The 22,478-nt window shown below is 69.1% G+C and carries 19 protein-coding genes and 1 tRNA gene; 7 read left to right on the top strand and 13 right to left on the bottom strand.

Annotation, left to right across the window (positions count from 1 at the left end; genetic code table 11):
- Window positions 1-19 precede the first annotated feature (19 nt).
- Window positions 20-1,063: an LLM class flavin-dependent oxidoreductase gene (locus MRBLWS13_RS03060; RefSeq protein WP_349427589.1), complete on the bottom strand. Its 1,044-nt coding sequence runs from the start codon at window positions 1,061-1,063 to the stop codon at window positions 20-22.
- A gap of 91 nt (window positions 1,064-1,154) precedes the next feature.
- On the opposite strand from MRBLWS13_RS03060, the gene MRBLWS13_RS03055 reads away from it, so the two are divergent.
- The gene (locus tag MRBLWS13_RS03055) at window positions 1,155-1,787 is read left to right on the top strand and encodes a phosphoribosyltransferase family protein (RefSeq protein ID WP_349427588.1); all 633 of its coding nucleotides are present in this window, start codon (window positions 1,155-1,157) and stop codon (window positions 1,785-1,787) included.
- Window positions 1,788-1,906: 119 nt separating this feature from the next.
- Here MRBLWS13_RS03055 and MRBLWS13_RS03050 read toward each other — a convergent pair whose 3' ends face one another.
- Together MRBLWS13_RS03050 and polA are read right to left on the bottom strand one after the other, a co-directional pair.
- The gene (locus MRBLWS13_RS03050) at window positions 1,907-3,580 is read right to left on the bottom strand and encodes a DUF885 domain-containing protein (RefSeq protein ID WP_349427587.1); all 1,674 of its coding nucleotides are present in this window, start codon (window positions 3,578-3,580) and stop codon (window positions 1,907-1,909) included.
- Between the two features lie 79 nt (window positions 3,581-3,659).
- A complete protein-coding gene (polA, locus tag MRBLWS13_RS03045; RefSeq protein ID WP_349427586.1) occupies window positions 3,660-6,317 on the bottom strand; it encodes a DNA polymerase I in 2,658 nt (885 codons plus the stop codon).
- Window positions 6,318-6,397: 80 nt separating this feature from the next.
- Here polA and MRBLWS13_RS03040 point away from each other — a divergent pair, with 80 nt between their 5' ends.
- Window positions 6,398-6,832: a hotdog fold thioesterase gene (locus MRBLWS13_RS03040; RefSeq protein WP_349427585.1), complete on the top strand. Its 435-nt coding sequence runs from the start codon at window positions 6,398-6,400 to the stop codon at window positions 6,830-6,832.
- Window positions 6,833-6,882: 50 nt separating this feature from the next.
- Here the strand turns inward: MRBLWS13_RS03040 and MRBLWS13_RS03035 are convergent, their stop codons facing one another.
- Window positions 6,883-7,506, bottom strand: a complete 624-nt coding sequence (locus MRBLWS13_RS03035) for a response regulator (RefSeq protein ID WP_349427584.1) — start codon at window positions 7,504-7,506, stop codon at window positions 6,883-6,885.
- Window positions 7,507-7,553: 47 nt separating this feature from the next.
- On the opposite strand from MRBLWS13_RS03035, the gene MRBLWS13_RS03030 reads away from it, so the two are divergent.
- The 5 genes from MRBLWS13_RS03030 to MRBLWS13_RS03010 all read left to right on the top strand — a co-directional run bounded on the left by MRBLWS13_RS03030 (window position 7,554) and on the right by MRBLWS13_RS03010 (window position 10,110).
- Window positions 7,554-7,636: transfer RNA gene (locus tag MRBLWS13_RS03030), tRNA-Leu, on the top strand.
- 161 nt (window positions 7,637-7,797) lie between these two features.
- Window positions 7,798-8,160, top strand: a complete 363-nt coding sequence (locus tag MRBLWS13_RS03025; protein ID WP_349427583.1) for a PadR family transcriptional regulator — start codon at window positions 7,798-7,800, stop codon at window positions 8,158-8,160.
- Between the two features lie 2 nt (window positions 8,161-8,162).
- Window positions 8,163-8,531: a DUF1048 domain-containing protein gene (locus MRBLWS13_RS03020; protein ID WP_349427582.1), complete on the top strand. Its 369-nt coding sequence runs from the start codon at window positions 8,163-8,165 to the stop codon at window positions 8,529-8,531.
- Entirely contained in the window at window positions 8,528-9,343 is an 816-nt protein-coding gene (locus MRBLWS13_RS03015; protein WP_349427581.1) for an ATP-binding cassette domain-containing protein, read from the top strand. The genes MRBLWS13_RS03020 and MRBLWS13_RS03015 overlap by 4 nt, the downstream gene beginning before the upstream one ends.
- Entirely contained in the window at window positions 9,340-10,110 is a 771-nt protein-coding gene (locus tag MRBLWS13_RS03010; protein ID WP_349427580.1) for an ABC transporter permease, read from the top strand. Before MRBLWS13_RS03015 ends, MRBLWS13_RS03010 begins: the two co-directional genes overlap by 4 nt.
- 72 nt (window positions 10,111-10,182) lie before the next feature.
- On the opposite strand, the gene MRBLWS13_RS03005 is transcribed toward MRBLWS13_RS03010, so the two are convergent.
- From MRBLWS13_RS03005 to MRBLWS13_RS02965, 9 genes are all read right to left on the bottom strand, one after another.
- On the bottom strand, window positions 10,183-10,572 hold the full coding sequence (locus MRBLWS13_RS03005; protein ID WP_349427579.1) for an SHOCT domain-containing protein: 390 nt from the start codon (window positions 10,570-10,572) through the stop codon (window positions 10,183-10,185).
- Window positions 10,573-10,650: 78 nt separating this feature from the next.
- Window positions 10,651-12,099 carry a pyruvate kinase gene (gene pyk / locus MRBLWS13_RS03000; protein WP_308867311.1) on the bottom strand — a complete coding sequence of 483 codons (1,449 nt, stop codon included), beginning with the start codon at window positions 12,097-12,099 and terminating at the stop codon, window positions 10,651-10,653.
- Between the two features lie 47 nt (window positions 12,100-12,146).
- On the bottom strand, window positions 12,147-13,613 hold the full coding sequence (locus MRBLWS13_RS02995) for a glutamate synthase subunit beta (protein WP_349427578.1): 1,467 nt from the start codon (window positions 13,611-13,613) through the stop codon (window positions 12,147-12,149).
- Complete coding sequence (gene gltB / locus MRBLWS13_RS02990; RefSeq protein ID WP_349428969.1) at window positions 13,606-18,126, bottom strand: glutamate synthase large subunit; 4,521 nt, start codon at window positions 18,124-18,126, stop codon at window positions 13,606-13,608. The genes MRBLWS13_RS02995 and gltB overlap by 8 nt, the downstream gene beginning before the upstream one ends.
- 164 nt (window positions 18,127-18,290) lie before the next feature.
- Window positions 18,291-19,262: a prolipoprotein diacylglyceryl transferase gene (gene lgt, locus MRBLWS13_RS02985; protein WP_349427577.1), complete on the bottom strand. Its 972-nt coding sequence runs from the start codon at window positions 19,260-19,262 to the stop codon at window positions 18,291-18,293.
- 64 nt (window positions 19,263-19,326) lie between these two features.
- Window positions 19,327-20,121: a tryptophan synthase subunit alpha gene (trpA, locus tag MRBLWS13_RS02980; protein ID WP_349427576.1), complete on the bottom strand. Its 795-nt coding sequence runs from the start codon at window positions 20,119-20,121 to the stop codon at window positions 19,327-19,329.
- The gene (trpB, locus tag MRBLWS13_RS02975) at window positions 20,118-21,392 is read right to left on the bottom strand and encodes a tryptophan synthase subunit beta (protein ID WP_349427575.1); all 1,275 of its coding nucleotides are present in this window, start codon (window positions 21,390-21,392) and stop codon (window positions 20,118-20,120) included. The genes trpA and trpB overlap by 4 nt, the downstream gene beginning before the upstream one ends.
- Entirely contained in the window at window positions 21,389-22,198 is an 810-nt protein-coding gene (trpC, locus tag MRBLWS13_RS02970; protein ID WP_349427574.1) for an indole-3-glycerol phosphate synthase TrpC, read from the bottom strand. The genes trpB and trpC overlap by 4 nt, the downstream gene beginning before the upstream one ends.
- A gap of 2 nt (window positions 22,199-22,200) precedes the next feature.
- Window positions 22,201-22,431, bottom strand: a complete 231-nt coding sequence (locus MRBLWS13_RS02965; RefSeq protein ID WP_349427573.1) for a DUF6704 family protein — start codon at window positions 22,429-22,431, stop codon at window positions 22,201-22,203.
- Window positions 22,432-22,478: the final 47 nt, after the last annotated feature.

The raw sequence follows: 22,478 nt of genomic DNA, 5'->3' as shown, positions 1-22,478 counted from the left end.
GCCGGAGCCCGAGTGGGCGCTACGACAGCATGTCGCGGACGCGCGGTGCGACCTCGGTGCCGAACAGCTCGATCGAGCGAAGCATCTTCTCGTGCGACAGCGTTCCCGTCGAGAACTTCATGTCGAAGCGCGACGCGCCCAGCGTCTGCACGGTGTCGGCGATCTTGCGGGCGACCGTCTCCGGTGAGCCGACGTACAGCGCGCCCTCGGGGCCGACGTCGTGCTGGAAGCGAAGGCGGTTATAGGTCGGCCAGCCGCGCTCGCGGCCGATCGAATTGTTCATCGCCTCGAAACCCTCGTATGCCTCGTCCCACGCCTGCTGGTCGGTCTCGGCGATGTGGCCCGGTGAGTGCACCCCGACCGGAAGCTGCGGCTGGTCGAAGGTGTCGAGCGACCGGCGATAGAGGTCGGCGAACGGCCGGAAGCGAGCGGCGGGACCGCCGATGATGGCGAGCATGAGTCCGTATCCGTACCGGGCGGCGCGGACGGCCGACTCGGGCGTGCCACCGACACCGACCCACGCGCGCAGTCCGCTCTCCGTCTTGGGGAACACATCCGCGGCGTCCAGCGAAGCGCGCAAAGTGCCGCTCCACGTGACGGGCTTCTCGGTCAGCAGCTGCGAGAAGAGGTCGAGCTTCTCGTCGAAGAGCGCCTCGTAGTCGCGCAGGTCGTAGCCGAACAGCGGGAACGACTCGATGAACGATCCCCGCCCGAGGATGACCTCGGCTCGGCCGTTCGACACCGCATCGAGCGTCGAGAACCGTTCGAACACGCGCACCGGGTCGTCGCTCGAGAGCACGGTGACGGCTGTGCCGAGATGGATCCGCTCGGTGCGCGCGGCTGCGGCGGCCAGCACGATCTCGGGGCTGGAGACGGCGAACTCGCGGCGGTGGTGCTCCCCCACCCCGAAGAAAGACAGGCCGACGCGATCGGCCAGGACGGCCTGCTCGACGACGTTGCGGATCGTCTGCGCGCCGCTGATCATCTCGCCGGAGACGTCGCGCGTGACGTCGCCGAAGGTGTCGAGTCCGAGCTCGAGGCTCGCGGGGTCGATGGAAGTCATGGCCCTCTCCTTCTATTCGCTTGCATGAACCTGCGACGCGGCTACGGCATTCCCCGACACGCACGGCCGCGGCGAGCGTAGCGTGGTGGGCATGGCCCTCTTCGCGGATCGCCGCGCCGCCGGACGAGAGCTCGCCATTGCGCTCGTGGAGTGGCGAGGAACGGATGCTGTGGTCCTGGGCATCCCTCGCGGGGGCGTCGTCGTCGCCGCGGCGGTCGCCGAAGCGCTGGGACTGGAGCTGGATGCCGTCGTCGTGCGCAAGCTCGGAGCGGCCGGGCACGAGGAGTTCGCCGTCGGAGCGATCGCCGAAGGTGTACGGATCGTCACGCCCGACGCCCTGCGCTGGGCCGGCATGTCACAGACGGATCTGGAGCGGGTCGAGGCGGCAGAGCGCGACGAGCTGGCGCGGCGGACGGATGTCTATGGGTCTCGCGTCGTGGACCTGACGGGGCGGACCGCCCTCGTGGTGGACGACGGCGTGGCGACGGGCGCGAGCGCCGTCGCCGCCTGCCGGGCGGTGCGGGCTCGCCATCCGGACCGGGTCGTGCTCGCCGTCCCCGTCGCGCCCGAGCGTTTCATCGCACCGGCGGACGCCGTCGACGATTTCGTGTGCCCCCACCGCGAATCCGACTTCTGGGCCGTGGGCGAATACTACGACCACTTCGGTCAGACGAGCGACCGTGAGGTGCTGCGACTGCTGGGCGCCGCCGGTTCCGGTCGTTGAGCGAGGGAGCGCCACAGCGACCGAGACGAAACGCATCAGGCCGACGGGCTGCGCCGGGTCTGGGGCGAATCGTCTCTGCGTTTCGACTCGCAAGCTCGCTCAACGACCGGGACGCGGACTCAGCGCGAGAGCGCCATGCGCAGCGTGTCGAGTCCTACTCCGCCGAGATCCAGCGCGCGCTTGTGGAACTGCTTGATGGAGAAGTCGGCGCCCTCGCGCTCGGCGACCTCGTCGCGCAGCTGCTCCCAGATGCGCTGGCCGACCTTGTAGGACGGCGCCTGACCCGGCCAGCCGAGGTAGCGGTTCACCTCGAACCGGACGAACTCATCGGGCATGTTGACGTTGCGCAGCATGAACTCGAGCGCGAAGTCGGCGTCCCACGGTCCCTGACCGTCGGGGCGCTGCTTCTCGAGGTGCACGCCGATGTCGAGCACGACGCGGGCCGCGCGCATGCGCTGGCCGTCGAGCATGCCGAGCCGGTCTGCGGGATCGGAGAGATAGCCCAGCTGCTCCATGAGCCGCTCCGCGTACAGGGCCCAGCCTTCGGCGTGCCCCGAGGTCCCGGCGAGGAGGCGGCGGTAGGTGTTCAGCTGCGCGCGGTTGTACACGGCCTGCGCGATCTGCAGGTGGTGTCCCGGGACGCCCTCGTGGTACACCGTCGTGAGCTCGCGCCACGTGTCGAACTCCTCGACGCCCTCCGGCACCGACCACCACATGCGGCCGGGGCGCGAGAAGTCGTCGGTCGGGCCGGTGTAGTAGATCCCGCCTTCCTTCGTCGGCGCGATCATGCACTCGAGGCTGCGGATCGGCTCGGCGATGTCGAAGTGGGTCTTGCCGAGCTCGGCGATCGCGCGATCGCTGGTCTCCTGCATCCACTTCTGCAGCGCGTCCGTGCCGTAGAGCTTGCGGCTCGCGTCCTCTTCGAGGAATGCGACGGCCTCTTCGACCGTGGCGCCGGCCTTGATCTCGTCGGCGATCGACTCCTGCTCGGCGACCATGCGGGCGAGCTCTTCGACACCCCACTCGTATGTCTCATCGAGGTCGATCGTCGCTCCGAGGAACCGGCGCGAGTGCAGCGCGTAAAGCTCGCGGCCGACCGCGTCCTTCTCCCCCGCCGTCGGTGCCAGCTCACCGCTCAGGAACGACGCGAGCTCGTCGTAGGCGACCCGCGCGGCGTTGGCGTTGTCGGCCAGTTCGCGGGCGAGGGATGCCGGGAGCTGACCCTCCTCGGGAGCCGCCTCGGCCGCGAACGTCGCGAAGAATCCGCCGTCGGCGGTGTAGCGGGCGATCTGCGTGGCGACCTCGACCACCTGGCGCCGCGCGGGCACGACGCCCTGGTCGATCCCCTCGCGGAGGGTGGCGATGTATCCGTCGATCGCACCGGAGACCGCGCCGAGACGCGTGGCGATCACCGACCAGTCGTCGGGGGTGGCGGTCGGCATGAGATCGAACGCGGAACGGATGTTCTGCGCGTGCGAGGCGATCACGTTGATGTCGCGCAGATGCCACTTCGCATCGTGCAGGTCGAGCTCCAGCTGGATCTCTCGCGAGAGGTCGTCCTTCGTCACGGCGTCGACGTCGTCGGCGACGGCCGAGGCCTCGAGGGCGGCCAGCGTCTTGCGTCCCTCTTCCACGAGGCGCTCCTGACCGGCCGGGCTGTAGTCGCCGAATCGGTCGTTGTACTCGGACCGGCCGATGTAGGTCGCGAGCGTCGGCTCGAGTTCGGCGAGGGTGTCGACCCACGCATCAGCGATCTTGTCGATCTGCGTGGGCGTGCGGGTTTCGTCTGTCATGGCTCCGAGCCTAGGCATGAGACGCGATGCCGACAAACGAGAATCCCGGTCCGATCGCGGATCGCGCCGCGCCGCCCGATCAGTGGCCGGCGGCGTTCCAGTCGTCGCCGCGGCCGATCTGCACGTCGAGCGGCACCGACAGCTGCGCCGCATCGCCCATGCGCGTGCGGACGATGTGCTCGGCGGCATCCCACTCCCCCGGTGCCACCTCGATCACGAGCTCGTCGTGGATCTGCAGCAGCACCCGGGACCGCAGCTGCTCATCCGCGAAGTCGTCGTGGATGTGGAACAGTGCGATCTTCATGATGTCGGCCGCGCTGCCCTGGATCGGGGCGTTGAGCGCGGCGCGCTCCGCATTCTCGCGCAGCACGCGGTTGGGGCTGGCGAGATCGGGGAACGGGCGCCGGCGTCCGAAGATCGTCTCGGTGTAGCCGTCGATGCGGGCCTGCTCGACCGACGAGCGGAGGTAGTCCCGTACGGCGCCGAAGCGGGCGAAGTACTCCATCATCAGCTGCTTCGCCTCGGCCTGCTCGATGCGCAGCTGCTTCGAGAGCCCGAACGCGGAGAGGCCGTAGACGAGGCCGTACGACATCGCCTTCACCTTCGTGCGCATCGCCGGGGTGACGTCTTCGGGAGCGACCCCGAACACCCGCGAGCCCACGAACCGGTGCGTGTCTTCGCCCGAGTTGAACGCCTCGATCAGGCCGGGATCCTCTGAGAGGTGCGCCATGATGCGCATCTCGATCTGCGAGTAGTCGGCGGTGAGCAGCGTCTCGTACCCCTCGCCCACCATGAACGCGGAGCGGATGCGGCGGCTCTCCTCAGTGCGGATAGGGATGTTCTGGAGGTTCGGGTCGGTGCTCGAGAGCCGGCCGGTCTGGCTGCCGGTCTGCACGTACGTGGTGTGGATGCGTCCGTCCGCGCCGGTGGTGCGGTCACCGCCGATCGCACTGTCGAGGGACTCGATGATCTGGCGCAGCTTCGTCGCCTCGCGGTGCTGGAGCAGCAGATCGAGGAACGGGTGCGGGTTGGTCTCCTGCATGTCGGCCAGGACTGCGGCATCCGTCGAGTACCCGGTCTTGGTCTTGCGCGTCTTCGGCAGCTGCAGCTCGTCGAACAGGACCTCCTGCAGCTGCTTCGGCGAGCCGAGGTTGACCTCGCGGCCGATGGCGGCGTACGCCTGCAGGGCGAGGGCGTCCGCACGCGCGCCGAGCTCGCCGGAGAACGCCGACAGCCTCTCGTGCGAGACGGCGACGCCGGCGAGCTCCATGTCGGCGAGCGTGTGCAGGGTCGGCAGTTCGATGTCGGTGAGCACGGCCGCGACGCTGTCGGGCAGTTCGGCCCGCACCGCGCGTACGACGCGCACCAGGTACCACGACAACTGGCCGGTGGTGGCGCCCTCGGTCTCTGGCACGAGCTGTGCGGGGTCGGCCTCGGGCAGCTTCTCGTCGAGGTAGCGGTCGACCAGATCGGCGAGCGTCTTGTCGGGGAAGCTCGGCCGCAGCAGCCAGCCGGCGATGATCACATCGAAGGCCAGGCCGCCCACTCGCAGGCCGGCGCGGCGGAGCGCCTTCACCTGGGGCTTCGCGTCGGCGAACGCCTTCGGCGCGTCGGACCCCAGCCAGGGCTCGAGCTCGGCGGCGAGTTCCGCGCTCCACGGCGCCTCGGCCGCGGCATCCGCCGTCGCCACGCCGATGCGTGCCGGCAGACCGCCCTCGACGGCGATGGTCACGCCGACCTCGCCGTCGCGGTTCGCGAGCCACGCGGCGAAGTCTGCCGGCGCGAGCTCGGTCGCGATCGGCGCGAGCTCGGCCGCGGCCGAGGTGACCGCGGCCATCTGCTGCTCGATGCCGGCGAGCTCGGCGACGCGCGGGATCAGCGTCTTGAACTCGAGCCGCGAGAAGATGTCGCGCACCGCTTGCGCGTCCATCGGCTGGACTTCGAGGTCGTCGGGGCCGAGCGGCAGCTCGACGTCGGTCATGAGGCGGTTGAGACGGCGGTTGCGGCGGACGTCTTCGATGTGGTCTCGCAGATTGCCGCCGACGACGCCCTTGATGGCGTCCGCGCCGTCGAGGAGGGCGTCGAGCGAGCCGAACTGGTTCAGCCACTTCACGGCGGTCTTCTCGCCCACCTTCGGCACGCCCGGCAGGTTGTCGCTGGTCTCGCCGACGAGCGCCGCCACGTCGGGGTACATCTCGGGCGGCACGCCGTAGCGCTCGATGACCGCGTCGCGGTCGTAGCGCTTCAGTTGCGAGACGCCCTGCACGTTCGGGTAAAGCAGGACGACGTCGTCGTTGACGAGTTGGATGGTGTCGCGGTCGCCCGAGCACACGAGCACGCGGAAGCCGTTGGCGACGCCCTGCGTGGCGAGCGTGGCGAGGATGTCGTCGGCCTCGATGTCCTCCTGCTGGAGCACTCGGATGCTCATCGCCGCGAGGCAGTCCTGCAGCAGCGGGATCTGGCCCTTGAACTCGGAGGGCGTCTCGGAGCGATTGGCCTTGTACTCGGTGTACTCGCGGGTGCGGAAGGACTGGCGCGACGTGTCGAAGGCGACCGCGAGGTGCGTCGGCTTCTCGGCCTTGATCAGGTTGATCAGCATCGCGAGGAACCCGTAGATCCCGTTCGTGTGCTGCCCGTCCCTCGTCGAGAAGTTGTCGACCGGGAGTGCGTAGAACGCCCGATATGCCAGCGAATGGCCGTCAACGACGAGAAGGGTAGGCTTTGCGGAGTCCGTCACCCTGCAAGCCTAGTCAGGGCCGACGACAGTCGATTTCCGCGTCGCGGCGCCCCACTGCCGACCCGATCCGAAGGTGAGCCATGCCCGACCACTCCCCCGCCGCGGTCGACGGAGTCGAATGGGCGCTGGGCCGTGGGATCGGCGCTCTCGCCGAGAAGATGGGCTTCGAATGGCTGGAGTTCACGCCCGAGCGCGCCGTGGCCCGCATGCCGGTCGAGGGCAACACGCAGCCCGTCGGTCTGTTCCACGGCGGCGCCTACGTGGTGCTGGGCGAGTCGCTCGGATCGATGCACGCGAACTTCCATGCCGGTCCGGGACGCCTCGCCGTGGGCGTCGACATCAACGCCACGCACACGCGCTCGGCGACCTCCGGCTACGTCACGGGCGTGTGCACGCCGATCCACCTCGGTCGCAGCCTCACCGTCCACGAGATCGTCATGACCGACGATCAGGGCCGCCGCTGCTCGACCGTGCGCATCACGAACCACATCAAGGCGCTGTCGCCGGCGACATGAGAAGAGCGGATGCCTCGATCGAGGCATCCGCTCTTGCAAGAGGTGTGTGGTCAGCCCTTCTTGGGCGCGAGCTGCTCGATGATCGCCTTGGCGACGTCCTGCATCGTGAGGCGGCGGTCCATCGAGGCCTTCTGGATCCAGCGGAAGGCCTCGGGCTCGCTGAGCCCCATCTTCTCGTTGAGCAGGCCCTTGGCCCGGTCGACGAGCTTGCGGGTCTCGAAGCGCTCGACCATGTCGGCGACCTCGGCCTCGAGCGTGATGATCTGCTCGTAGCGGGCGAGGGCGATCTCGATGGCCGGCAGCAGGTCGTTCGGCGTGAACGGCTTGACGACGTAGGCGAGGGCGCCCGCCTCGCTCGCGCGCTCGACGAGCTCCTTCTGGCTGAAGGCGGTCAGCAGCACGACCGGGGCGATGTGGTTCTTGCTGAGCTTCTCAGCGGCCGAGATGCCGTCGAGCTGCGGCATCTTCACGTCCATGATCACCAGATCGGGGCGCAGTTCGGTGGCCAGCGCCACCGCGGTCTCACCGTCTCCTGCCTCTCCGACCACGTCGAAGCCGTTGTCGCGGAGGATCTCGACGATGTCGAGTCGGATGAGCGACTCGTCCTCGGCGACCACGACGCGGCGGGGGGTGGATGCCGTCGATGCGGCGGGCTGCTCCTGCTCAGTCACCATTGAATCCTACGGTATGGTCGTTCGCGGACGCGCGGCATGCCGCGCGGGCCGGTGTGGCGGAATGGCAGACGCGACCGACTCAAACTCGGTTGCCCGCAAGGGCGTGTGGGTTCGACTCCCACCACCGGCACCTCCAACATCCCGCAGAGCGGATGCCTCGATCGCGAGGCATCCGCTCTTCTGCGTTCGCGGCGCCTTCGAGGAAGTTTGGTATTCGGTGTTGCTAAGTACCGGTACCTAGTGTTACTGTCTACCAGTAGTCAACAACACTGAGTACTGAGGAGGTGCGAGATGGGCAAGCAGGAGACCGAGATGCTCAAGGGCACGCTGGAGGGGATCGTCCTGGCGATCCTGTCCGGCCGGTCCGCTTACGGGTACGAGATCACCTCGTGGCTGCGCGACCAGGGCTTCTCAGACATCGCCGAAGGCACGGTGTACGCCCTGCTGGTCAGGGTCGAGCAGCGCGGCCTCGTCGACGTCGAGAAGGTCCCTTCGGAGAAGGGTCCGCCGCGAAAGGTGTACTCCCTCAACACGCAGGGCCGCGAGCAGCTCGCGGAGTTCTGGAGGACATGGAGCTTCCTCGCAGAACGCATCGAACAGCTCCACCACCAGAACGCAGACAACGAACCCCACAACCTGAAGGAAGAGAACTGATCATGGCCGCCAAGTGGTACGAGATCGTCACCGGCTCGCTCGAGCAGAAGAAGCAGTACCGGCAGTACAAGGCGCGCATCGAGGCTCTCCCCGAGCCCTACCGCGCAGCCGCCAAGGCGCTGGATCGGTACTTCATGTACTCCGGCGGGATGACCGACGGCGACACGATGATGCAGATGCTCAGCGACTCGGCGGATCTCTGGGAGCGCGCCGCAGCAGACGGCACGCCCGTGCGCGACATCGTCGGCGACGAGCCCTCGACATTCGCCGAGGACTTCACCGCCGCGTACTCCGGCAAGCAGTGGATCGACAAGGAGCGCGCTCGCCTGAACAAGGCGATCGACGAGGCAGAGAAGGGAGAAGGGAAATGACTACCGACACCGCCATCAAGGTCCAGGGGCTCGAGAGATCGTACAAGGACCTGCACGTGCTGCGCGGCGTCGACTTCGAGGTGGCGCGCGGAAGCATCTTCGCGCTCCTCGGATCGAACGGCGCCGGCAAGACCACGGTCGTGCGGATCCTGGCGACGCTTCTCAAGGCGGATGCCGGCACGGCAGCCGTCGCGGGGTTCGACGTCGTCGCCCAGGCGCAGAAGGTGCGTGAGACCATCAGCCTCACCGGCCAGTTCGCCGCTGTCGACGAGGTCCTGACCGGACGCGAGAACCTGGTGCTCATCGCCCAGCTGCGGCACCTCCCCGACCCCGGCGGGATCGCCGACGGGCTCCTCGCCCGTTTCTCGCTCACCGAGGCCGGCTCCCGCAGGGCGTCGACCTACTCCGGTGGCATGCGCCGCCGGCTCGACATCGCGATGAGCCTCATCGGCAACCCGCCGGTGATCTTCCTGGACGAGCCGACGACCGGCCTCGACCCGGCGGCGCGCATCGAAGTGTGGGACGCCGTCAAGGAGCTCACCCGCGGCGGCACGACCGTGCTGCTGACGACGCAGTATCTGGACGAGGCCGAGCAGCTCGCCGACCGCATCGCGATCCTCCACAAGGGGCGCATCATCGTCAACGGCACCCTGCAGGAGCTCAAGAAGCTGCTGCCGCCCGCGAAGGTCGAGTACGTCGAGAAGCAGCCGAGCCTCGAGGACGTGTACTTCGCGCTGACCGGCGAGGAAGAGCCCGCAGAACCCGGAGACGCCGAGGCCGGCGCTCCCACGACACGGAAGGAAGGACGATGACCGCTCACACCATCCGCGACACCGCGGTTCTGACCAGCCGGTCGCTGCGGCACATCCTGCGCAGCCCCGACACCATCATCACCACCGCGGTCACCCCGATCGCCCTGATGCTGCTGTTCGTCTACGTCTTCGGCGGGGCGATCGACACGGGCACCCTCACCACGGGGTCGTACATCGACTACATGCTGCCCGGCATCCTGCTCATCACGATCGCCTCCGGCATCGCGTACACGGCGTACCGGCTGTTCCTCGACATGCAGGGCGGGATCTTCGAGCGCTTCCAGTCGCTGCCCATCGCACGGTCGGGAGTGCTCTGGGCGCATGTGCTGACCTCGCTCGTGTCGATCATGGTCTCCCTGGCCGTCGTGATCGGCGTGGCGCTGCTCATGGGCTTCCGCACGGGCGCCGGCTTCGGCGCCTGGCTGGGGGTCATCGGCATGCTCGTCCTGTTCACGGTGGCGCTCACGTGGCTCGCGGTGATCGCGGGACTGTCGGCGAAGACGGTGGACGGCGCGAGTGCGTTCTCGTATCCGCTCATCTTCCTCCCGTTCATCAGCTCCGCCTTCGTCCCGACCGAGAGCATGCCGGGACCTGTGCAGTGGTTCGCCGAGAACCAGCCGGTGACCTCGATCGTCGACACGATGCGCGCACTGTTCGCGGGTGAGCCCGTCGGCAGCGACATCTGGGTCGCGATGGCGTGGCTGGTCGGCATCCTGGTCGTCGGCTACGTGATCTCGATGTCGATCTATCGCAAGAAGATCAGCTGAGCCTGTACCCGCCGCACACACAGCAGAGCGGATGCCTCGACCTGAGGCATCCGCTCTGCTGGCGTTGCGGGCTTACGCGCCGAAGTACTGGTGGCCGAGCGCCTTGCTCTTGAGGGCGTCGAACTCGCCCTGAGAGATCGTGCCGGCGTCGAGGAGGGCCTTCGCTTTCGCGATGTCCTCCGCCGGGCTCGACGATGCGGCCGGGTGGTAGTCGTCGGACTCGGGCACGACTCCCCCGCGGGCGGCCTGGGCACGGGCGGCCATCCCCTTGCCGCGGGCGATGATGTAGACGATCGCCGTGAGGAACGGCACGAACACGAGGGCGATGATCCACAGCGCCTTGAGCCAGCCGTTGAGGTTCTCGTCGCGGAACAGGTCCGTGATGATCACGATCACCACGTACAGGTAGGCGATGAAGTAGAAGCTCCACAGCAGGAACCACCAGAAGTCACCGAAGAACATCGGCGCCACCTTTCTCGAAGAAATGCCGGGACGGCTGCGACCACAGTAGTGGTCGCAGCCGTCCGGTGGAGGGAGGTGTCAGTCCCGTGTCTTGTAGATCGGCGCCTTGCCGTGCACCGCATCGCCCACCTTGTGGATGCGGATGTCGTTCGTGGAGCCGATGATCCCGGGAGGCGATCCCGAGATCACGACGACCTTGTCGCCGACCTTCGCGAGGTCGTTCGACAGCAGGTAGTCGTCGACCTGGATGAACATCAGGTCGGTGTGCGCGACATGCTCGACGAGCGTCGACTGCACGCCCCACGTGATCGCCATGCGACGACGGATCGCCGGCTCGGGTGCGAAGCCGATCATCGGGATGCGCGGGCGCAGCCGCGACATGCGACGGGCGGTGTCGCCCGACTCGGTGAAGATGCAGAGGAACTTCGCGTCGACGAACTCCGCGACCTCCATCGCGGCCAGCGTGATGGCGCCGCCCTGGGTGCGCGGCTTCGTCGTGAGCGGCAGGATGCGGTCCAGGCCGTGCTCCTCGGTGGAGTCGACGATGCGCGCCATGGTCTCGACGACGCCGACCGGGTACTTGCCGACGCTGGTCTCGCCCGAGAGCATGACCGCGTCCGCGCCGTCGAGCACGGCGTTGGCCACGTCACTCGTCTCGGCGCGGGTCGGGACCGGGTTCTCGATCATCGACTCGAGCATCTGCGTCGCGACGATGACGGGCTTCGCCATGCGGCGGCAGAGCTCCACCGCGCGCTTCTGCACGATCGGGACGGCCTCGAGCGGCAGCTCGACGCCCAGGTCGCCACGGGCGACCATGATGCCGTCGAACGCGTCGATGATCTCCTCGAGATTGTCGACCGCCTGGGGCTTCTCGATCTTGGCGATGACCGGGACGTGTCGTCCCTCCTCGGCCATGATGACGTGGACGCGCTGGACGTCCTTCGCGTCGCGGACGAACGACAGCGCGATGAGGTCGGCGCCGGCGCGCAGGCCCCAGCGGAGGTCGGCTTCGTCCTTCTCGGACAGCGCCGGCACGTTCACGGCGACGCCGGGGAGGTTGATGCCCTTGTTGTTGGAGACCGGGCCGGCGACGATCACCTTGGTGGTGACGACGGTGTCGTCAGTCTCGACGACCTCGACGCGCACCTTGCCGTCGTCGATCAGGAGGAAGTCGCCCGGCTTGACGTCGTTCGGGAGGCCCTTGAACGTGGTGCTGACGATCTCCTTGGTGCCCAGGATGTCGTCGGTGGTGATCTTGAAGATGTCGCCGACCGCGAGCTCGTGCGGTCCGTTCTCGAACTTGCCGAGGCGGATCTTCGGACCCTGCAGGTCGACGAGGATCGCGACCGCTCGCCCCGCGTCGTCGGCGGCCTTGCGCACGTTGGCGAAGTTGTTGTCGTGGACCGAGTAGTCCCCGTGGCTCAGATTGAAGCGGGCGACGTCGACGCCGGCATCGATGATCGCGCGGACCATCTCATATGTCGACGTGGCGGGCCCAAGGGTGGCGACGATCTTGGCGCGTCTCATCCGTGGTATCTCCGGGTGGGTTGAAGGTGGCGAGTGCCTCGGCAAGCCTACGCGGGCTGCAAGCCGATGGCGACATCGGTCGGGCGGACCGGAGCAGGCAGCTCCGTCTCCCCCATCAGGAAGCGGTCGACGCTGGCTGCGGCGGCACGTCCCTCGGCGATCGCCCACACGATGAGCGACTGCCCGCGGCCGGCGTCGCCGGCCACGAACACGCCCGGGGCGGTCGTCTGGTAGTCGTCCTCGCGGCGCACGTTGCCCCGCTCGGTGAAGCGGGCGCCGAGCTGCTCCTCGAGGAGCGCGCGCTCGGGACCGGTGAAGCCCATCGCGATGAGCACCAGGTCGGCGGGGATCTCGCGCTCGGTGCCGCTCTTGGGCACGCGGCGGCCGTCGACGAACTCGGTCTCGGCCACGCGCAGGGCGCGCACCTCGCCCGCGCCGTTCGCGAGGAACTCGACGGTCGAGGCGAGGTAGGTGCGCTCGCCGCCCTCTTCGTGAGCCGACTGCATCTCGAACACGAGGGGGTCCATCGGCCACGGCTGGTGCTCGGGACGCTCGCCGGGAGGGCGGCGGCCGATCGCGAGGTTCGTCACGCTCAGCGCGCCGTGACGGTGGGCCGTGCCGATGCAGTCGGCGCCCGTGTCACCGCCGCCGATCACGACGACGTGTTTGCCCTCGGCCGTGATCTGGTTCGGCACGGCATCGCCGGCGACGGCCTTGTTCGACTCGACGAGGTACTCCATGGCGAAGTGCACGCCGGCGAGGTCACGCCCGGGGATGGCCAGCTCGCGCGGCACCGTCGAGCCGGTCGCGATGACGACCGCGTCGTAGCGGGCACGGAGGTCGGCCCACGAGATGTCGCGGCCGATCTCGACACCGGCGCGGAACCGCGTGCCCTCGTCCTGCATCTGGCGAAGACGCGACTCGAGGTGCTTCTTCTCCATCTTGAAGTCCGGGATGCCGTAGCGCAGGAGTCCGCCGATGCGGTCGTCGCGCTCGAACACGGCCACGGTGTGACCGGCGCGGGTGAGCTGCTGCGCGGCGGCGAGTCCGGCGGGACCGGATCCGACGACCGCGACCGTCTTGCCGGTCAGGCGCCCCGGCGGCTCGGGCTCGATCCAGCCGTTCGCGAACGCCTCGTCGGCGATCGACACCTCGACCTGCTTGATCGTCACGGCCGGCTGGTTGATGCCCAGGACGCACGAGCTCTCGCAGGGCGCCGGGCACAGGCGTCCCGTGAACTCCGGGAAGTTGTTCGTCGCGTGCAGACGCTCGCTGGCGGCACGGCCTTCGCCGCGCCACGTGAGGTCGTTCCACTCCGGGATCAGGTTGCCGAGCGGGCAGCCCTTGTGGCAGAACGGCACGCCGCAGTCCATGCAGCGCCCGGCCTGGCGCCGGAGCACCGCACCGTCGCCCGGCTCATAGACCTCTTTCCAGTCCATGATGCGCACCGGCACCGGCCGCCGCGAGGGCAGCTCGCGCTCGGTGACCTTGAGAAAGCCTTTCGGGTCAGCCACCCGTCACCTCCAGAATGCGGTTCCAGACGACGTCGCCGTCGGGGTCGAGACCCTCCGCGACGGCCGCCTGACGGGTCTCGAGCACCGCGGCGTAGTCGCGCGGCATGACCCTGACGAAGTTCGCCAGCTCGGCCTCGAAGTCGTCGAGGAGAGCCTGCGCGAGAGTCGATTCGGTCTCGGCGACGTGCTGCTCGAGCAGGTCGCGGAGGATCTCCGCGTCTCCCGAGCCGAGTTCGCCGAGCTCCAGCTCGCCCGAGGCGAGCGCCTCGCGGTTGACGAGCTTGCTGTCGAGCCGGTACACGTAGGCGGTGCCACCCGACATCCCCGCGCCCAGGTTGCGTCCGGTCGCGCCGAGGATGACGGCGAGGCCGCCGGTCATGTACTCGAGGGCGTGGTCTCCGACGCCCTCCACGACCGCGGTGGCACCGGAGTTGCGGACGAAGAAGCGCTCGCCCACCACACCGCGCAGGAACATCGTGCCCAGGGTCGCGCCGTAGCCGATCACGTTGCCCGCGATGACGTTCTTCGACGCGTCGAAGGTGGCGCCGCGCGGCGGCCGCACGACGATCTGACCGCCCGAGAGGCCCTTGCCGACGTAGTCGTTGGAGTCGCCCTCGAGACGCAGCGTGATGCCCGAGGGCATGAATGCGCCGAACGACTGGCCCGCCGACCCGGTGAGGTTCACGACGATGCTGCCCGACCGGAGGCCGTTCTCGCCGCGCTCCTTCGTCACGTGGTGACCGAGGAGCGTGCCGACGGCGCGCTCGGTGTTGCGGATCGGCAGGTCGATGGTCACCTCGCCGCCGTTCGCGATGACGTCCTGAGCGCGCTCAATGAGCGCGACGTCGAAGTGCTCATCGAGCTCGTGCAGCTGCGCGGTGGTGTTGCGGCGCGGCTCGTCCTCGGCGAAGACGGGGCCCTCGAGCACCGGGGCGAGGTCGAGGCCGTTCGCCTTCCAGTGGTTGACCGCGCCGTTGACGTCGAGCAGGTCGCTGCGACCGATCGCCTCGTCGAGCGAGCGGAAGCCGAGCTCGGCGAGGTACTCCCGCACCTCTTCGGCGATGAACTCCATGAAGTTCACGACGAACTCGGGCTTGCCGTTGAAGCGCTGGCGCAGGACCGGATTCTGCGTCGCGACGCCCACGGGACAGGTGTCGAGGTGGCAGACCCGCATCATGATGCAGCCCGACACCACGAGGGGCGCCGTCGCGAAGCCGAACTCCTCGGCGCCGAGCAGGGCGCCGATGATGACGTCGCGGCCGGTCTTGAGCTGGCCGTCGACCTGCACGACGACACGGTCGCGCATGCCGTTGAGCATGAGCGTCTGCTGCGTCTCGGCGAGCCCGAGCTCCCACGGGGTCCCGGCGTGCTTGAGCGAGTTGAGCGGGCTCGCGCCGGTGCCGCCGTCGTGGCCCGACACCAGGATGACGTCGGCCAGCGCCTTGGCGGTGCCGGCCGCGACCGCGCCGATGCCCGACTGGCTCACGAGCTTCACGTGCACCCGCGCGCCGGGGTTGGCGCGCTTCAGGTCGAAGATCAGCTGCTTCAGGTCTTCGATCGAGTAGATGTCGTGGTGCGGCGGCGGCGAGATCAGGCCGACGCCCGCGGTCGCGTGGCGGGTGCGCGCGACCCACGGGTACACCTTGGTCGGCGGCAGCTGCCCGCCCTCGCCGGGCTTGGCGCCCTGCGCGAGCTTGATCTGGATGTCGTCGGCCTGGGTGAGGTACAGGCTCGTGACGCCGAAGCGACCCGAGGCGACCTGCTTGATGGAACTCCGGCGCTCCGGGTCGAGCAGGCGGTCGGTGTCTTCGCCACCCTCGCCGGTGTTGGACTTGCCGCCGATGCGGTTCATCGCGATCGCCAGGGTCTCGTGCGCCTCGCGCGAGATCGACCCGTAGCTCATGGCCCCGGTCGAGAAGCGCTTGACGATCGACGAGACCGACTCGACCTCGTCGATCGGCACCGGCGTACGGCCCTCGGTCTTGAGGGCGAACAGCCCGCGCAGCGTCTTGAGCTCGCTCGCCTGGTCGTCCACCAGCTTCGTGTACTCGCGGAAGATGTCGTACCGGCGGGTGCGCGTCGAGTGCTGCAGCCGGAACACCGTGTCGGGGTTGAACAGGTGCGGCGAGCCGTCGCGCCGCCACTGGTACTCGCCGCCGGTCCACAGGCGCTCGTGCGCGCGGACGGCCGCATCCTCGGGGTAGGCGTACGTGTGGCGCGCAGCGTTCTCCGCCGCGACGACGTCGAGCCCGACGCCGCCGAGCTTGGACTCGGTGCCGGTGAAGTACGTGTCGACGAAGTCCTGCGACAGGCCGACGGCCTCGAAGACCTGCGCGCCCGCGTACGACGACACGGTCGAGATGCCCATCTTCGACATGATCTTCAGGACGCCCTTGCCGAGGGCGTAGATGAGGTTCTTGACGGCCTTCTCGGGCGAGATCCCGGTGATGAAGCCCGCGCGCACCAGGTACTCGACGGTCTCCATGGCGAGGTACGGGTTGACGGCGGATGCGCCGTATCCGATCAGCGTCGCCACGTGGTGCACCTCGCGCACGTCGCCGGCCTCGACCACGAGGCCGCACTTCATGCGCGTCTCCTTGCGGATGAGGTGGTGGTGCACGGCGGCCAGCATGAGCAGCGACGGGATGGGCGCGAGGTCCTTGTTGGAGTCGCGGTCGGAGAGCACGATGAACTCCGCGCCGTCCTCGATCGCCTGGTCGACCTCCTGGCACATCTGCTCGAGGCGCTTCTTCATGCCCTTGTGACCGGCCTCGACGCGGTACAGGCCGCGGATCGTGACCGATGTCCGGCCGGGAAGGGCGGTGTCGATGTGCTGGATCTTGGCGAGCTCGTCGTTGTCGATCACCGGGAAGTCGAGCGTCACGACCCGCGTGTGCTCGGCGCCCCACTCGAGGAGGTTGCGCTCGGGACCGAGCCCGAGGCCCAGCGACGTGACGACCTCCTCGCGGATCGAGTCCAGCGGCGGGTTCGTGACCTGCGCGAACTGCTGCGTGAAGTAGTCGAACAGCAGGCGGGGGCGCTCGCTGAGCACGGCGACGGGGGTGTCGGAGCCCATCGCGCCGAGCGGCTCGGCACCGTTCTGACCCATCGGGGTCAGGAGGATCTTGACCTCTTCCTCGGTGTAGCCGAAGGTGCGCTGACGGCGCGTGATCGAGGCGATCGGGTGCACGATGTGCTCGCGCTCCGGGAGCTCGGCGAGGCGCACCCGCCCGGCGTCGAGCCACTCCTGCCACGGCTCCTGCTCGGCGAGCTGCGCCTTGATCTCATCGTCCTCGATGATGCGGCGCTGCGCCGTGTCGACGAGGAACATGCGGCCGGGGCGCAGACGCCCGCGACGCTTGATGCGCTCGGGCTCGAAGTCCAGCACGCCGGTCTCACTGCCGATGACGATGAGGCCGTCGGTCGTCTCCGTCCAGCGCCCGGGACGCAGGCCGTTGCGGTCGAGCGTGGCGCCGACGAGCGTGCCGTCGGTGAAGATCAGCGCGGCGGGGCCGTCCCACGGCTCCATCTGCATGGAGTGGAACTCGTAGAACGCCCGCAGCTTCGGGTCGATGTCGGCCTGCTTCTCGTACGCCTCCGGCACCATCATCATGATGGCGTGCGGCAGGCTGCGGCCGGTCAGCGTGAGGAGCTCCAGCACCTCGTCGAACGACGCGGAGTCGCTGGCGCCGGTGGTGCAGATCGGCAGCAGCGGGCGGATGTCGCCGAGCAACTCGGACTGGAGCTGGGACTGCCGCGCGCGCATCCAGTTGCGGTTGCCGTTGACGGTGTTGATCTCGCCGTTGTGCGCGAGCATGCGCAGCGGCTGTGCGAGGGGCCACGACGGGAACGTGTTGGTCGAGTAACGGGAGTGCACGACGGCGAGCTCCGACGCGAAGCGCTCGTCCTGCAGGTCGGGGTAGAACGGCTCCAGCTGCAGCGTCGTGACCATGCCCTTGTACCCGAGCGTGCGCGCCGACAGCGACACGAAGTACGCGTCCAGTTCGGTGCGCGCACGGGTGCGCAGGCGATAGGCGCGCCGGTCCAGCGCGATGCCCGACAGGGCCGGCTGGTCGCCCGAGGCCGGGTGCGACACGAAGACCTGCTCGAAGACCGGGCGCGCCGCGAAGGCGAGCTTGCCCAGGTGATCGTCGGAGGTCGGCACCTCGCGCCAGCCCAGGACGGTCATGCCCTCGGACGCCGCGATCCGCTCGATGCCCGTCTTCTGGGCCGCGCGCGCGTCGGCGTCGCGGGGCAGGAACACCATGCCCGCGGCGTACTCGCCGACCGGCGGCAGCTCGAAGCCGGCCACCGCGCGCAGGAACGCGTCGGGCATCTGCGTGAGGATGCCCGCACCGTCGCCGGTGCCGGCGTCCGAGCCGATCGCGCCCCGGTGCTCGAGGTTGCGAAGGGCCGTCAGGGCCAGATCGATGATGTCGTGACCGGCCTCGCCGCGCAGCGTCGCGACCATGGCCAGTCCGCAGGCGTCCTTCTCGAAGGCAGGGTTGTACATCCCCTGCTTCGGCGGGAAGCCGGCGCGGCCGGACGAAGCGGGGAAGTTCGCCTCCGAAGAGACGACGTGACGGGGGCTCGAAGCCATACCTACCGTCCTCACGTTGATAGTCAAGATGGGACGACGTCGGCCCTGGGCGCACGCTCCTCGGGAACTGAGCGGCGTTATTTGGTGGCAGGAGTGCTTGTGGCGCTGACCTCTTCGACCTCGGACGTCGGGGGTTCGCTGACGTCGACGAAGTCGTCGGTGTTCTGCGATTGTACAGCCTGTCCGGCGTTCCACTCGCGGCCGGACACATAGGGCGACGGCTCGAGACCCGGGTGGCGGCGCTTCTGCACGAAGAAGATCGCCAGACCGACGACGACGCCCAGGATGGCCGCCCAGACGTTGGTGCGCAGGCCCAGGAAGATGTCGCTGGGGTCGATGCGGATCGACTCCCACACGATGCGTCCGGCGCTGTACCACATGAGGTATACGGCGAACAGGCGCCCCCACTGCAGGCGGAAGCGGCGGCCGACCCACACGATCACCAGGACGCCCAGCGCGTTCCAGAGAACCTCGTAGAGGAAGGTGGGGTGGAAGAGCGTCCCCTCCGGCAGGCCGATCGGCCACGCGGGGTTCGGGTAGTCGATCTCGAGGCCCCACGGCACATCGGTCGGCAGGCCGTACAGCTCCTGGTTGAACCAGTTGCCGAAGCGGCCGATCGCCTGGGCGAGGAGGAGGCCGGGCGCGAGCGCGTCGGCGAAGGTCCAGAAGCGGATGCCGGTCCACCGGCAGCCGAGCCACGCGCCGACGGCGCCGCCGATGAGGGCGCCGTAGATCGCGATGCCGCCCTCCCAGATGTACAGCGCCGACAACGGGTTCGCACCCTCGCCGAAGTAGAAGCTCCAGTGCGTGAGGACGTGGTAGATCCGGGCGGTGATGATCGCGAGCGGCACGGCGAGCAGGGCGATGTCGATGACGACCCACGGCTCGGCCCCCCGCTTGGTGAGGCGGGCGTTCGTCCACAGCACGGCGACGATGATCCCCGTGATGATGCACAGCGCGTAGATGTGGATCCGCAGGGGGCCGATGTCGAAGTAGCTGATCGACGGGCTCGGGATGCTGGCGACGACGCTCGCGGCGGCGGTGATCATGGGAGAACCGTGTCCTTGCTGGATCCGTGCGGGAGGGGCCGGCGCACGCGCCGACCTGAGAAGTCTAGTTCGCGCTGCGCGCGGTGCCGGCGGCGAGGCTGCGCGCGGTCGCGGCGAGGCCGTCGATTCCCCCCTCGCGCAGCGCCCGGACGAGCGCGGTGCCGACGATCGCGCCGTCGGCGTACTCGAGGACGCCCGCCACCTGATCGGCGTTCGAGATGCCGATGCCGACACAGGCGTGCTCGACGCCGTGCTCGCGCAGCCGGGCGACGAGCGTGCGTGCGGCGGCATCCAGCTGCGCCCGTTCGCCGGTGATGCCCATGGTGGAGACCGTGTAGACGAACCCGGTGGACTGCCGGACGATCAGCTCGAGGCGCTCGTCGGTCGATGTCGGCGCGGCGAGGAACACGCGGTCCAGTCCCGTGCGCTCGCTGGCCGCGATCCACTCGGGCGCGGCTTCGGGCGTGATGTCCGGGGTGATGAGGCCCGCTCCCCCGGCGGCGAGGAGATCGTCGGCGTATCGGTCGACCCCGTACTGCAGCACGGGGTTCCAGTACGTCATCACGAGCACCGGAACGTCCACGCGGCGTGTGATCTCGCGCACCGCCGTGAACGTGTCGCGCAGCCGGAAGCCGCCGGCGAGGGCGGCCTGCGTGGCCTCCTGGATGACGGTGCCGTCCATCACCGGGTCGGAGTAGGGCGGGCCGAGCTCGAGGACGTCGGCGCCGTTCTCGGCGAGGGCGACGGCCGCGTCGATGCTCGTGCGCAGGTCGGGGTAGCCGATCGGCAGGTAGCCGACGAACGCGCCTCGACCGGCGGCGTTGGCGGCGTCGATCGCCGCGGCGACGCGGGAGCTCATAGCTTGGTGCCCTCTCCCTTGGCGGCGTCGTCGGACGGTGCGGTCTCGACTGGCCCGGCGCCCTCCGCCGCAGCGGCGGCAGCGTCGTACAGGTGGAAGTAGCGCGCGGCGGTGTCCATGTCCTTGTCGCCGCGGCCCGATAGGCAGACCGCGAGGATCGCGTCCGGGCCGAGCTCCCGCCCGATGCGCAGCGCGCCGGCGAGGGCGTGCGCCGACTCGATCGCCGGAATGATGCCCTCGGTCTCGGAGAGCAGCCGCAGCGCCTGCATCGCCTCGTCGTCGGTCGCGGGGATGTACTCGGCACGCCCGATCGAGGCGAGCCAGGCGTGCTCGGGTCCGACGCCCGGGTAGTCGAGTCCCGCCGAGATGGAGTGCGACTCGACCGTCTGGCCGTCCTCGTCCTGCAGTACGTAGGTCTTCGCGCCGTGCAGCACTCCCGGGCGTCCGCGCTCGATCGATGCGGCGTGGCGAGGAGTGTCCACGCCGTCGCCGGCGGCCTCCACCCCGTAGAGCTTCACGTCGTCGTCGAGGAAGGCGTCGAACATGCCGATGGCGTTCGAGCCGCCGCCGACGCAGGCGATGACGGCATCCGGAAGCCGCCCGGCCTCTTCGAGCAGCTGGGCGCGCGCCTCTTCGGAGATCACCTTCTGGAAGTCGCGCACCATCGCCGGGAACGGATGCGGTCCCGCGGCGGTGCCGAAGATGTAGTTCGTCGTCTCGACGCTGGCGACCCAGTCGCGGTAGGCGTCGTTGATGGCGTCCTTCAGCGTGCGCGAGCCGGTCTTCACCGGCACCACCTCGGCGCCCAAGAGGCGCATGCGGGCGACGTTGAGCGCCTGGCGCTCGGTGTCGACCTCGCCCATGTAGATCGTGCACTCGAAGCCGAACAGCGCCGCGGCGGTCGCGGTCGCGACGCCGTGCTGGCCGGCGCCCGTCTCGGCGATCACGCGGGTCTTGCCGAGGCGCTGGGTGAGCAGCGCCTGGCCGAGCACGTTGTTGATCTTGTGCGAGCCGGTGTGGTTCAGGTCCTCGCGCTTGAGGAACACGCGCGCTCCCCCGGCGTGCTCGGCGAACCGCGCCACCTCGGTGATCGGCGACGGGCGGCCCGCGTACGAGTGGAGCAGGCGGACGAACTCGGACTGGAACGCGGGATCGACCTTGGCGGCCTCGTACTCGGCCGCCAGCTCATCGATGGCGGCGATGAGGGATTCGGGCATGTAGCGCCCGCCGAACTCGCCGAACAGCGGCCCGGGGGCCTCGCGAAGACTCACTGCGTCGCCCTTCCTTCGCTCAGTGCATCGCCCGCGCCTGCCTGCAGGAAGGCGCGCAGGGTGGATACGGGATCGTTGGTGACCAGGGCCTCGCCGACGAGGACGACGTCCGCGCCCGCCGCCCGGTAGTGGGCGACGTCCTCGGGGACGAGCACAGCCGACTCGGCGATCCTCACCGCGCCGGCGGGGATGCGCTCCGCCAGCCGCCCGAACAGGTCGCGGTCGAGCTGGAACGTCGACAGGTCGCGTGCATTGACGCCGATGAGCTGCGCGTCGAGCTCTGCCGCACGGTCGACCTCTGCGGCCGAGTGCGTCTCGACGAGCGCGGTCATGCCCAGCTCGCGGGTGAACGCGTGCAGGCGGGCGAGCACATCCTGCTCGAGCGCGGCGACGATGAGCAGCACGAGGTCCGCACCGGCGGCCCGGGCCTCGAGCACCTGGTACTCGGTGGCGATGAAGTCCTTGCGCAGCACCGGCAGGGTGACCGCGGCCTTCACCGCCTCGAGGTCGGCGAGGCTTCCCTTGAAGCGCCGTCCCTCGGTGAGGACGGAGATCGCGGACGCGCCGCCCTCCTCGTAGCGACGGGCCTGCAACGCGGGGTCGGGGATCGCCGCGAGGTCGCCCCGCGAGGGGCTCGCCCGCTTGACCTCGGCGATGATCTTGACGCGGTCGGAGGGAGCGAGGGCGGCGACGGCGTCGATCGCGGGACGCTGCGCCAGCGCTGCGGCCTCGACTGCCGCCACTGGCCGCAACGAGGCGCGTGCCTCGGCATCCTCAACCGCGCCGGCCGTCAGGTCGGCGAGCACGATCAGTGCTCTTTCGCCACGTACTTCGACCCGTTCACGCCGTAACCGGCGCGCGACATCGCCCAGCCGACGATCGCGCCGACGACGAGGAGACCGGCGGATGCCCACACGAGGGCGGGCATGTCGAGGAAGTAGAAGAGGGTTCCGAGTGCGACCGCCACGAGCATGATCACGACGGCCGTCCAGGCGGCGGGCGAGTGTCCGTGGCCGGGGTCGCCGATGTTGTTGCTCATGGATATCTCCTCGTGAAGCCTGGGAAGCGCGGGATGACGCCAGTCTA

This window comes from Microbacterium sp. LWS13-1.2 (assembly GCF_040144835.1).
Taxonomy (GTDB): Bacteria; Actinomycetota; Actinomycetes; order Actinomycetales; family Microbacteriaceae; genus Microbacterium.
This window is presented reverse-complemented; position numbering and strand designations above follow the sequence as displayed.

Excerpts from the sequence above, each read along its gene's own strand:
- MRBLWS13_RS03060 (WP_349427589.1), bottom strand. The coding sequence starts at position 1,063 with ATGACTTCCATCGACCCCGCGAGCCTCGAGCTCGGACTCGACACCTTC.
- MRBLWS13_RS03055 (WP_349427588.1), top strand. The coding sequence starts at position 1,155 with ATGGCCCTCTTCGCGGATCGCCGCGCCGCCGGACGAGAGCTCGCCATT.
- MRBLWS13_RS03050 (WP_349427587.1), bottom strand. The coding sequence starts at position 3,580 with ATGACAGACGAAACCCGCACGCCCACGCAGATCGACAAGATCGCTGAT.
- MRBLWS13_RS03040 (WP_349427585.1), top strand. The coding sequence starts at position 6,398 with ATGCCCGACCACTCCCCCGCCGCGGTCGACGGAGTCGAATGGGCGCTG.
- MRBLWS13_RS03035 (WP_349427584.1), bottom strand. The coding sequence starts at position 7,506 with ATGGTGACTGAGCAGGAGCAGCCCGCCGCATCGACGGCATCCACCCCC.
- MRBLWS13_RS03025 (WP_349427583.1), top strand. The coding sequence starts at position 7,798 with ATGGGCAAGCAGGAGACCGAGATGCTCAAGGGCACGCTGGAGGGGATC.
- MRBLWS13_RS03020 (WP_349427582.1), top strand. The coding sequence starts at position 8,163 with ATGGCCGCCAAGTGGTACGAGATCGTCACCGGCTCGCTCGAGCAGAAG.
- MRBLWS13_RS03015 (WP_349427581.1), top strand. The coding sequence starts at position 8,528 with ATGACTACCGACACCGCCATCAAGGTCCAGGGGCTCGAGAGATCGTAC.
- MRBLWS13_RS03010 (WP_349427580.1), top strand. The coding sequence starts at position 9,340 with ATGACCGCTCACACCATCCGCGACACCGCGGTTCTGACCAGCCGGTCG.
- MRBLWS13_RS03005 (WP_349427579.1), bottom strand. The coding sequence starts at position 10,572 with ATGTTCTTCGGTGACTTCTGGTGGTTCCTGCTGTGGAGCTTCTACTTC.
- pyk (WP_308867311.1), bottom strand. The coding sequence starts at position 12,099 with ATGAGACGCGCCAAGATCGTCGCCACCCTTGGGCCCGCCACGTCGACA.
- gltB (WP_349428969.1), bottom strand. The coding sequence starts at position 18,126 with ATGTACAACCCTGCCTTCGAGAAGGACGCCTGCGGACTGGCCATGGTC.
- lgt (WP_349427577.1), bottom strand. The coding sequence starts at position 19,262 with ATGATCACCGCCGCCGCGAGCGTCGTCGCCAGCATCCCGAGCCCGTCG.
- trpA (WP_349427576.1), bottom strand. The coding sequence starts at position 20,121 with ATGAGCTCCCGCGTCGCCGCGGCGATCGACGCCGCCAACGCCGCCGGT.
- MRBLWS13_RS02965 (WP_349427573.1), bottom strand. The coding sequence starts at position 22,431 with ATGAGCAACAACATCGGCGACCCCGGCCACGGACACTCGCCCGCCGCC.